This window comes from Paenibacillus sp. CR_12, from assembly GCF_041953985.1.
GTDB classification, from domain to species: domain Bacteria; phylum Bacillota; class Bacilli; order Paenibacillales; family Paenibacillaceae; genus Paenibacillus_AQ; species Paenibacillus_AQ lautus_A.
The window spans coordinates 171,460-182,501 of the sequence record NZ_JAVFHO010000004.1; the positions used below are offsets into that span (position 1 = coordinate 171,460).

Annotated in this window: 10 protein-coding genes; 3 read left to right on the plus strand and 7 right to left on the minus strand. The window is 52.1% G+C overall.

The genetic code is table 11. The features are described 5' to 3' along the window. Positions 1 to 10 precede the first annotated feature (10 nt). A complete protein-coding gene (locus RB297_RS16455) occupies positions 11 to 889 on the minus strand; it encodes a hypothetical protein (RefSeq protein WP_096773189.1) in 879 nt (292 codons plus the stop codon). A gap of 205 nt (positions 890 to 1,094) precedes the next feature. Then, positions 1,095 to 2,735, minus strand: coding sequence for a cobyric acid synthase (locus RB297_RS16460; RefSeq protein ID WP_375120967.1), 1,641 nt, complete (start codon positions 2,733 to 2,735; stop codon positions 1,095 to 1,097). 183 nt (positions 2,736 to 2,918) lie between these two features. Between RB297_RS16460 and RB297_RS16465 the strand changes: the two genes are divergently transcribed. From RB297_RS16465 to RB297_RS16475, 3 genes are all read left to right on the plus strand, one after another. Continuing rightward, positions 2,919 to 3,587 (plus strand): Crp/Fnr family transcriptional regulator, encoded by a 669-nt coding sequence (locus tag RB297_RS16465; RefSeq protein WP_176502369.1) that lies wholly within the window; start codon positions 2,919 to 2,921, stop codon positions 3,585 to 3,587. 88 nt (positions 3,588 to 3,675) lie between these two features. Continuing rightward, positions 3,676 to 4,242 carry a redoxin domain-containing protein gene (locus tag RB297_RS16470; protein ID WP_096773187.1) on the plus strand — a complete coding sequence of 189 codons (567 nt, stop codon included), beginning with the start codon at positions 3,676 to 3,678 and terminating at the stop codon, positions 4,240 to 4,242. A gap of 249 nt (positions 4,243 to 4,491) precedes the next feature. Beyond that, a complete protein-coding gene (locus RB297_RS16475; protein WP_096773186.1) occupies positions 4,492 to 5,466 on the plus strand; it encodes a hypothetical protein in 975 nt (324 codons plus the stop codon). Here the strand turns inward: RB297_RS16475 and RB297_RS16480 are convergent. From RB297_RS16480 to RB297_RS16500, 5 genes are all read right to left on the minus strand, one after another. Further along, positions 5,461 to 6,546 carry a Gfo/Idh/MocA family protein gene (locus tag RB297_RS16480; RefSeq protein WP_375120968.1) on the minus strand — a complete coding sequence of 362 codons (1,086 nt, stop codon included), beginning with the start codon at positions 6,544 to 6,546 and terminating at the stop codon, positions 5,461 to 5,463. The genes RB297_RS16475 and RB297_RS16480 overlap by 6 nt on opposite strands. A 31-nt stretch (positions 6,547 to 6,577) precedes the next feature. Continuing rightward, the gene (locus tag RB297_RS16485; RefSeq protein WP_096773184.1) at positions 6,578 to 7,312 is read right to left on the minus strand and encodes a ThuA domain-containing protein; all 735 of its coding nucleotides are present in this window, start codon (positions 7,310 to 7,312) and stop codon (positions 6,578 to 6,580) included. Positions 7,313 to 7,479: 167 nt separating this feature from the next. Continuing rightward, positions 7,480 to 9,099 carry an extracellular solute-binding protein gene (locus RB297_RS16490; RefSeq protein WP_375120969.1) on the minus strand — a complete coding sequence of 540 codons (1,620 nt, stop codon included), beginning with the start codon at positions 9,097 to 9,099 and terminating at the stop codon, positions 7,480 to 7,482. A 45-nt stretch (positions 9,100 to 9,144) separates the two neighbouring features. Further along, on the minus strand, positions 9,145 to 10,065 hold the full coding sequence (locus tag RB297_RS16495; RefSeq protein ID WP_213577570.1) for a carbohydrate ABC transporter permease: 921 nt from the start codon (positions 10,063 to 10,065) through the stop codon (positions 9,145 to 9,147). A 20-nt stretch (positions 10,066 to 10,085) separates the two neighbouring features. Then, positions 10,086 to 11,015, minus strand: a complete 930-nt coding sequence (locus tag RB297_RS16500; protein WP_096773181.1) for an ABC transporter permease — start codon at positions 11,013 to 11,015, stop codon at positions 10,086 to 10,088. Between the last annotated feature and the right edge of the window lie 27 nt (positions 11,016 to 11,042).

An 11,042-nucleotide genomic window follows, 5' to 3' on the forward strand; every position in this document is an offset into this window, starting at 1 on the left:
TAAACAAAAATTATTTGATTTCAACAACAAAAGGCACGGTCATCACTTCACCTTGATGCTGAAATTGTCCCCAGATTTTGTAGATGCCGCTATGCGGAAAGGTAGTCGCAAACTCCGCTTTGGGACCGGTGCTCGATTCGTCAAGAGGATGCACATGGATGTACTTCTCGGCGTCTGCGGACAGAATGACAACATGACCGACCGCGCCTAGGTAAGGCTCCAGATTGCTGATTCCCTGCTTCGTCTGCGCATCCTGAATATGATAGGTGAGCACGACCTCTTCATTCGATAAGGCATTGTTCAGGCTCAGTTCGATTTCCTTGCCGTTGACTTGTTTGATCAGGCTGGAGTCAGGCTCAATGGCCGAAGGTTCTCCTTCTTCTCCCTCCACCTGAACCCATTCGCTGAGCGTGCTCCCTCCAGCGCCCTTCGGCACGAAATCCGCAATCAATTTATATTCGCCGCCGGCGGGAAACGTGGTGTTCACGGTAAACTCGCCGTTCTCCTTGTAATCGGGATGGATATGGTTGAAAAATGACAAATCGCGATTCACGATGATCAGATGCAGCAGCTTCTCATGATTGACATCAAATTCCTGGACGGGTCCACCGTTGTTGTCCGTAATCTGAATCGTTAACTCTGTTTCGGTGCCTGCGTTTGCCGGTTCATTCCATGTAAATTCAGCCTGGTAGTTGTTCGAGGCCGTCTCATGCCCGCCTCCGTGGCCACTGTGCCCGTTCTCTTCCGGATTTACGGCTTCCTGATTATGGTTCCCGCCGTGGCCGTGACCGCCTGTATCCGGGGCCTGCTTCGCATTATCGCATGATGTCATTAATCCAATTGCAAGTATGCTCGTTAAGGTTAGCACAGTACCCTTCTTATTCAACATGCGCTATCACTCCATTCATTGGATATGCTGTAAGATGACTTATCATCCGCTTCTGTAATTAGTATACCCCCCTATCCTATAATTAATCAACTTTTTTCTAAAATAGCACCTGATCCATTTGCGCTCTCCACGCAAATAACACCATGCCGCCGCATGGTGTTATCCTCCTATTCTTCACTATCGCCCAAACTAAAGGATCTATTCCCTATGGCTTTCGGTGCGTACAGCCGATGATTTCATAAATCTTCTCCATATCCACATGATTCCGCACGATGTCCGCCACACGGTCGTATTCTGCGAGTTTGCGTTCTTCCGCTTGGAACGTTTCACAAATGGCATCCAGTCCCTTATTTACCCGAATGCCGTTCAGCCAGGACCTGCGAAAGGCATCGTTGTCAAACAAGCCGTGCAGATAACACCCCCAGATGCGTCCATCGGCGGTGGCTAAACCTTCAGGATGTGCTTGAATATCTTCTCCGGCTTCCAAAGAATCCGAGGAATCTGCTTCAATCGAAAACAACGTTCGGTGTTCTGATCCGCCAGGCTCCGTGCTCCTTTCGGTGACGCCCATATGGATTTCGTAGGCCCCTATTGCGGAATGAGCCTTCGTATCCGATAAAACGAACTGCAAAGGATGGTCCTGTGATAATTCCCCTCTTACGCGAACGGTCTTTTTTTGTTTTGAAAAAGCTGTCCGCATCGGCAGCAGTCCAAGTCCCGCCGCTTCCCGGGCGCTGCCTTCCACCGCATGCGGATCCGACAACCGCTCGCCCAGCATTTGATATCCTCCGCAGATGCCAACCAGCTGCACATCCCGCGTCTGCGTCAACCTTAAAATCGCCTCCGCCAGGCCCCGATCCCGGATGAACCCCAAATCGCCGATCGTATCCTTCGTACCAGGCAAAATGATGACGTCCGGTGTGCCGAGCTCATCCACCGATTGGACGAAGCGAACGACGACATCCTGCTCCCAGCGAAGCGCATCGAAATCCGTAAAATTCGAAATGCGCGGATACCGGATAACGACAATATCAAGGTCGCGTTTTTCCTGTCTTTGATATTGAAGCTCATCCAGCACTACGGAATCCTCGGCCTCGATTCGCATGTCCTGAATGTAAGGAAGGACGCCAAGCACCGGTATGCCTGTCCGTTCTTCAAGCCAGTCCAGTCCCGGCTTCAACAGCGCCAAATCCCCGCGGAATTTGTTGATGATGAACCCTCTGACCCTGGCCGCCTCATGGGGCTCCAGGAGTTCGAGCGTTCCTACAATCGAGGCGAACACGCCCCCGCGGTCGATATCCGCAACCAGAATGACCGGCGAATCCGCCCATCCTGCCAAATTCATGTTCACGATATCCCGATCCTTGAGATTGATCTCCGCCGGACTTCCCGCGCCTTCCATGACCACGATATCGTACTTCTCCCGGAGCCGGTCCAGCGCATCCAAAACGATCCCTTTGGCCTTCGGCAGAAACTGCGTCCGGTAATCCATCGCGCTCATCTGCATTTCGGGCACTCCGTGGACCACGATTTGGGAATGCATATCTTTAATCGGCTTGATCAGGATCGGATTCATGTCCGTTGTTGCGGCTATGCCGCAAGCTTCGGCCTGCACGCCTTGCGCTCTGCCGATCTCCTTGCCATCGAGCGTCACGTAGGAGTTAAGCGCCATATTTTGCGACTTGTACGGAGCCGTGCGATAACCATCCTGCAGAAAAATACGGCACAGCGCGGTGGTTACGATGCTCTTGCCTACATCCGAAGCCGTGCCCTGCAGCATGATCACCGCTCCTTGTCCTTTCCCGATCTTCGCGGGTGTTTCCCTTATGTATTCCGTTTCATCCATCTTCTTCACCCTTTTCCCTTACTAGAACCGTTTACTCACATCATTATAGCAAACCGTTGATGAAGGAGTTCTTCTTCATGAAATCAGATATATCCCCTTGAACTTTATCAGCTTGAAATGTTAACTATATAACATAGTTGTATCGCATGCGCGTGCATGATGACCGAAAGGTGGAAACCAACCATGAAGCCTGAACTGAATGATAAGCAGATAACCGACATCTTTCCTTATTTGAAAGCCGTACCGCCAGAAGAATGGATGGAAGCTAAGGCTTTTACAAAACATTTTAAAGCCAAATCAAGGATCTTTCATCGGGAGGATGCCGCGATGTACGGCATGTTCCTGATCAGCGGAACCGCCCGTATCACGATCATCAACGAGAATGGCAACGAGGCGGTGTTAAACAAACTATCCCCCGGTGAAGTTTGTTCGCTCCTCGTCCTCAGTGGACTCGGCGGGCGGGACTATCCCGGCACCCTCATTGCCGAGTCAGAGGTAGAGGTGCTATACGTGCTGAAAAGCAGCTTTTTGCGCTGGCTGCAGGTTTATGAACCCATCCGAAGCGCTGTTTTTGGCGGGCTGCTTGAAGGAACGCTGCGAATGGCGGACATCCTGCAGGAGAGGCAGTCTTTGCCGCTTGAGCAGCGCCTGGCCAAGGCTCTGCTTGCCGTCACGTCGGATGATAATCCGCTGGTGCACACCACCCATCAAGAGCTTGCCGATGAAATCGGTTCCGTAAGAGAAGTGGTCTCCCGTACACTGGGACGTTTCCAAAATAACGGTTGGCTGGAAACGGGACGAGGCTGGGTGAAAATTCTGAACCGCGGTTGTTTAACAGAACCCACTATGTGACTTGGTCACAGAGTCATGGAATTCCGCCTGGTACATTGGTTATAGGCATCCCGCCTATAAAATACCGTTAATTCAGGAGGAAATCCATATGAGCAACTGGCTTCAATCCGGAGAATATGCCCCATTGTTTCAAAGTGTAGACCAGAATGGAAATATCGTTTCACTCGAAGCCTACCGAGGACGCAAAGTGCTCCTCGCTTTTTTCCGCAACGCCGCCTGTGCCTTATGCAATCTGCGGGTGCATCAGTTTATTCAACGTTATCCTCAGTGGCAGGATCCGTATCATCTCGATGTCATTTGCTTCTTCGAATCGTCTGAAGCCGCTCTTCACCGATATGTTGGTCAGCAGGATGCTCCTTTTCCTCTTATTGCCGATCCGAATGCGGAGCTCTACGCCCTGTACGGAGTCGAAACCTCGGCAGATAAAACACGAGCGACCTTAGCTCAGCCGAATGTCCATGAGTACACGGACGAAGCTGAAGCGGCTGGCTTCAAGCTGACGCCGGAGGAAGGTTCGAATTTCAACCGCATTCCGGCGGAATTTGTGATCGACGAGCGCGGTATCGTACGAATCGCGCATTACGGTCGTCTGATTACCGATCATCTGCCTTATGAAACCATTGAACGTTATGTTGCCGAAACACAGCTTCCTTAGCCGGGTTGGGCCAGTCTTTAAGTCGCATTCTGCAGTAAAAAAAATTAACACAGGACCATAGCAAAAAAGCCGATCCTTCCGGATCGGCTTTTTTGCTACGACTGTAATGTCTAACGCTGCCCAGGTATGCTCGCTAAGGGATAATATTATCATTATCAGGGATATATTCATACAACAATATACTTTTTTAGTTAAATATGTATTATCTTGGATAGGTGACTAGAGTTGGTTAAGGGAGGAACTTATTGAATGGTAATGCATTTCTCCAAGATTAGCAACATCTATATTCATGTCAAATGGTTCACGGACAATTTTGAATGGGTCCCTCTGCCCTTTCCCCGTATCGTTACGCTGACGTTCCTGTTTTGGTTAGCGTTTACATTGCTGATCTTGTTGCTCACATGCGCATTGCACGATCCCTTGGGAAAGATGCGGCCCGTCGTGCGAATCCACGGATGGCTGCACAGGCTTAGGCCCCACACCGAGGTGATTCTGCGTATTGGGCTGGCCATCGGGCTGGTGCTGCAGCTACTGAGCGGCTCTTACCTCGCCCCCGAATTCCGAACCAATTCCATGTGGATCATCCTCGGCCTATCCGCAGCCGCAGCGTGCCTTCTCTATAAACGCACCTTGCCGGTGAGCGGCGCCATCCTATTCCTGCTCTATATTCAGGCGTCCTTATCCTACGGTCTTTTTCATTCCATCGATTATTTGCTCTATCTCGGCATTGTTTATTATCTGTTTGTGTGCGGCACTCCCATCAAAAGATCGGCAGCCCCGGTCTTGTATATATGCACAGGCATGTCCCTCGCTTGGCTTGCCATGGAAAAGCTGACCATTCCCGAGCTCGCTTGCACGGTTATGGGCAGCTATGGACTTCCTACCTTCGGTTTTACCATTGAGCATTTTGTCATGATTAGCGCTTTTGTTGAAATCGGACTGGCATGGGCATTCATCGTAGGCATCATGAACCGGTTCACGGCACTGCTGGTATCCGGCATTTTTATTATGACAAGCCTTGTATTCGGTTACAAGGAAGTGATCGGCCATATGATCATTCACACGGTGCTGATCCTGTTCCTGATCGAAGGCACGGGGGAACTGCGTACCCCTTTTCAGTTCCATCGCTCGCCCGTTAAACGCGGATTGTTTGTGGGCGTTAACTTCTGCCTGTTTCTGTTCAGTTTGATGGCGCTCTATATTTGGATGGGCAAGACGTTATGACAAACTCTGAATCCGTTGGCCGATGGATTTGCCCAGCTCAACCACCGTTTTGGTCTCGCTTGACCTGACGACTGCATCCAGCACCTCTTGATTCCGGTATCCGTCCATGAACCCGGGCACTCCGTCGGCAGGCGCTCCCCGCAATATCGCGGCAAAATCGGCATACTGCTTGACTTTGCAATGCTGCGGCACTTCCATTGCCGTTCTGGCGAGCTGCCCGGGCTCTTCTTCGCGAATCCACACCACCCGCTCCGGATCCAATGTGCTCGCGTGGACCGTTCCGTGGTCGCCATAAATGGACACTTCATGCTGATTGCCTGAACCGAATGCATTGCGTGACGTCTGGAATACGCCCATAATATCATCGGTCATCCGGGCCTGGAAGCTGGCAAAATCATCGACCTCGATCTTGGCCATGGCTCCCGTCACCGGGTCCCGGCGTTCCGGGATGATGGTATGTAGCTGGGCCGTGATTTCTTCGAACTCTCCAAACAGAAAACGGGCCATATCAATCATATGCGAACCGAGATCTCCCAGCGTTCCCGTCCCCGTGATGGCTTTGTTGTATCTCCACATGTAGGGAACCTGCTGGTTCGGCACGCCAAACCCCTGCAAATACTGAATGGAGAAATGACGGATCGTCCCCAGCTTGCCCGTACGGATAAGTTCCCTGGCATAACGAAATGCGGGCGTATATCGGTACGTAAATCCGATCATGGCGGGAACGGGCTGTTTCTCATACAGCTCCAGCAAGGAGATGGCTTCTTCGAAGACTCGCGTGAATGGTTTTTCCGCCAGAAAAGGCTTGCCGGCTTGCAAGCATGCGCTGATGATATCAGCGTGCACGTTGTTGGGCGTGACCGAAATGACGGCATCGACGTCAGGATCATCAATTAAATCCTTGAAATCCGCATAGCGTTTCCCTTCTTCGATCCCCAGCTGATCGCCCACTCTGGCCACCGCTTCCCCGTTGACGTCGCTCACGGCCACAAACTGATAGACATTCTCTGCATTCATCCAGCGGATGTGCTCCTGCGCCATCCCGCCCAAACCGATTAAGCCGATTCGAAATTTATTCATCGTTAGAACACTCCTCATATTTGGTCTCTCATTAGGATTGTGCGACAGGAGCGATGGGCGCCACCCGCCCGTAAGCCGTTTTAGCTCCTTCAACTGGAGCGGCCCAGAACACGCCATTGGTAATCACCTGCAGAATTTCGGGCTGGTGGTAGACCGGAAACATTTCGTGGCCCGGACGGAAATAAAACAGCTTCCCTCTGCCGCGCCTGTAACAACACCCGCTTCGGAACACTTCCCCGCCTTCAAACCAGGAGACGAACACAAGCTCATCCGGCGCCGGAATTTCGAACCGCTCTCCATACATTTCTTCCCGCGGAATCTCGATATATTCACCCAGCCCCTGCGCAATCGGATGGCTCGGTTCAACGACCCATAAACGCTCGATCTCGCCGTCGTCGCGCCATTTCAGCATCCCGGTATTCGTGCCAAGGAGCCTGGAGAAGATTTTGGAGCCGTGACCGGAATGCAGCACGATCAATCCCATGCCGTCCAGCACCCGCTGCCGAACCTTCTCGACGATGTCGTCGCGGACCTCGTCATGTGCCAGATGGCCCCACCACAGCAGTACATCCGTGTTCGCCAACCGCTCATCGGTCAATCCGTGATCCGGCTCATCCAGTACGGCGGTGGCTGCTTCCAAACCTTCCACCTGTTCGAGATGATCCGCTATCGCACGATGAATCCCATTCGGATATATGCCGGCTACCTGTTCATTATGTCTCTCATGCCGGTATTCATTCCATACCGTGACTTTGATGTTTCCCATGATTGCTGCCTCCTGTTGGTTTATAGTTGTACATTCATCACTACGAATTCGGATTGTTTCTCCGTTGAAGCTGATCGTATGAATAAAGCCTTTCGTCACCGTTCGAAATCACGCTGCCCCGCAGCATTTCGATCTGCGGGGCAGCTCATGACGATTGCCGTCAATCCTTATTTGACGCTGATATACCGCTGATAAGCTTCCTTGCGGATCTGTACCAGCCGCTCCAGTCCCATATCGTTCAGCTTCTTGACGTACGCGTCCCATTCCGCATCGATGTTGCCTTCGGATATCCATTTTGCGCGGGTCGTGCCGACAAAGCCATCGATATCCGTAGTCAACGTAGGCAGCTCCTGGAATTCTTCGGCGCTGTACATGACGTTCGGGAACGGCGTCGTCACGTAATCGCTGCCCAGCTTGTCGATGACCAGCTTCAACCCGTCGCCCGTGGTCTCATCCAGTATGATGTTTTTCTCGAAGCTCGGGCTTACGTACTTGGGACCGAAATCCCTTACGGATTGCTCCCAGTACCAGGCATCCGCACTCGTTCCCTCCGGCGGACTCATGAGCGTAAACGTTCCGTCGTCGTTCTTCTGAATCACCGTGCCGATGGCTCCCCAGAAATTCTGGATGCTTGCTTCATTGGTGTAGAACTGATCCGCCCAGCGGGCCGAAATTTCCGGATGCTTGTTCGACGTGGTGATGAGAAACTCGTTTCTGCGCAGGCTCATGCCCTCAGGCTCGCCGCCCTGGTACCGTTTTCCGTCAGGACCGGCAATGGATGGAATCGCGATGTATTGATCCTTCCATTTTCCGAATACCGCGTCCGGTACCCATTGGTTGGAGAAACCGATCAGCGCCGCATCCGGGTTCTGATGTTTTGCCGTGGACATGGTGCTGTCCTGCGTGAAGATCTCTTGGTCTATGAGGCCTTCGGCGTACAGCTTATGGGCCCACTTGATCGCTTCTTTGTAGTTCTCCGTCACCGGATAGAACACGGGCTCGTTATCGATGACCATCATGCTGTTTCCGTTGATGTCGGTGATGCCGAACGGATTCAGCAAGTCGATGCTGATGTTCCCCGATCCGCTGACCGGAATTTCGTCGGCCTTGCCGTTGCCGTTCGGATCCCCTTCTTTGAACGCTTTGAATACGTTATACAATTCGTCCGTGTTGTCCGGAACGTCCAGCCCGAGCTGATCCAGCCAGGCTTTGTTGATGATCGGCTGGATCGATGCTTTCGGCCTTGACGGCAGCCGCGCCGGCAAGGAATAGATTTTCCCGTCCGGGAAGGTGCTCATCTTTTTCATCTCGGGCGTTTCTTCCAGCGCCGCCTTCAGGTTCGGCATGTATTGATCGATGTAGTCGTCGAGCGGACGGAAATACGACAGGTTGTTGACGATATCGGAATCGCTGAATACGATATCCCCGAAAATGATATCCGGCAGCGTACCGCTCGCCAGCATGATCGATTTTTGCTCGCCCCAATCATTGGAGGACATGATCTGCCAATTGATTTTGACGTTGGTCTCCTTCTCCAAATCCTTGAGCCACTGGTTCTGGAGGAACGTATCCCCCATGTTGCCCCAGCGAACGGTCAGCACGTCCAGCGTAATCGGTTCATTCACGATCGGCAGGCCTTCTTTGTTAAAAGCGGCTTCGGCATCCGGCTTGGCGTCCTCCTTCTTGCCGCCGCTGCAGCCCGCCAGGTTCAACAGCAGGATTGCGGTCAATATGATGACGGCAGCCAGCTTGAGGCGATGTCTCCTCTTTGCATTGTTTGTTCCCATTCCACCATTCCCCCAATACTTATTTTTCATCAATCCATCGCGGTGTTACGACTTGACGGCTCCGATCATCACCCCCTGATTGAAATACTTTTGCACAAACGGGTAGATGCACATGATCGGCACCGTGGCGACGATAATGACCGCATAACGCATAATATTGGCCAGACGCAGCGCAATGGCCGCGGCTTCCCCGGTACCCATGGCGGACTGCATCTGGTTGGTGACCAGAATATTGCGCAGTATGAGCTGCAGCGGGTACAGATTCGAATCTTTTAAATAGATCAGGGCGTTGAAATAAGAATTCCAATGACCCACGGCCGTCCATAAGGCGATGACCGAGATGACCGCTTTCGAAAGCGGAATCACGATGGTCACGAAATATCTGAGATTTCCGCAGCCATCCAGCTGTGCCGCCTCCCATAAATCCTCCGGGATGCTGCTCTGGAAAAAGGTCCGCGCCACGATGATGTTGAAGGCGGCAACCGAGAACGGCAGCACCATGACAAGAAACGTATCGTACAGCTGGAAATCGCGGATCGTCATGAAGGTCGGAATCAAGCCGCCGTTAAAGAACATCGTAAAAATAAAGAGCAGCGATATATACTTGCGGCCCACGAGGTCTTTACGGGACAGCGCGTAAGCTGCGGATATGTTAACCACCAGGCCGATGGCTGTACCCACGATCGTATACACAATCGTATTTCGGTACCCAATCCATATATTAGAGTGCTTCAGCAATTCTTGATAGCCTGCCAGCGTAAAATCCTTAGGCCACAGCCATACCTGTCCATTCGCGACCGCCGCCGGCTCGCTGAACGAAGCGATGATGATGAAGTACAGCGGGTAAATCAGCACGATCAGCATCAAGACGGCGAATACATACAGGCCGATTTCCAGCACCCTGTCGGAAGATCGGGTATGCCTCTGCCGCGGCCCCGTCTTCTCTCTTACTTCCACTACGCCCATAGAACCCTTCCTCTCTTGCGTTACCACAAACTGTTTTCGCTGTATTTTTTCGAAATCTGGTTGACCAGAATCAGCAGAACAAAATTGATGACCGTATTAAACAAATTGATGGCCGACGAGAAGCTGTATTGGCTGCTCAGCATCCCGATTTTGTACACATACGTGGAGATGACCTCGCTGGAGGTAATATTGAGACTGTTTTGCATGAGATAAACCTTCTCGAAGCCGACGCCAAGCAAGCTCCCGATCCGCAAAATGAGCAGCGTTACGACCGTTGGCATCAGCATCGGGATGTCGATGAAACGGATTTTTTGCCATCTGCTTGCCCCGTCCATGGTGGCCGCCTCGTACAAGCTGGGGCTCACCGCAGACAACGCCGCGATATAGATAATGCTGTCCCAGCCCGTATGCTGCCACACGTCCGACCATACGTACACGCTGCTGAACAGGCCGGCCGATCCCATCAGATTCGGCGCTTCCGCACCGAAGAGCCGGAAGATATTCCCGATCAATCCCGAGCCCGGCGAGAACAGAATCAGCATGAGTCCCACCATCACGACCGTCGATATAAAATGCGGCATGTAGGTTACGGTCTGGAAGAAGCGCTTGAACCAATTCTGGCGCATTTGATTGACCATCAAGGCCAGCATGATCGGAATCGGGAACGTCGCAACGCTGTATAAGCTGATGACCAGCGTATTCGTTATGGTGGTCGAGAATTGATAAGAGTTAAAAAACTTCTCGAAATACTTCAGGCCGGCCCAGGGGCTGTCCATAATTCCGAGAGCGGGACTGTAGTCCTTGAATGCGATCAAAATGCCGTACATCGGCACGTAAGAAAACAACAAAACCAGCACTACCGCAGGCAGCAGCAGCAAATACAGGCCCCAATTCTTTCCGATCCGCCCGAGGGTTGGGTGTGTGGTTCTATTCAGTTGGCCTGCTTTCAAATCGATTCCCCTTTCTGTTCGCGTCGT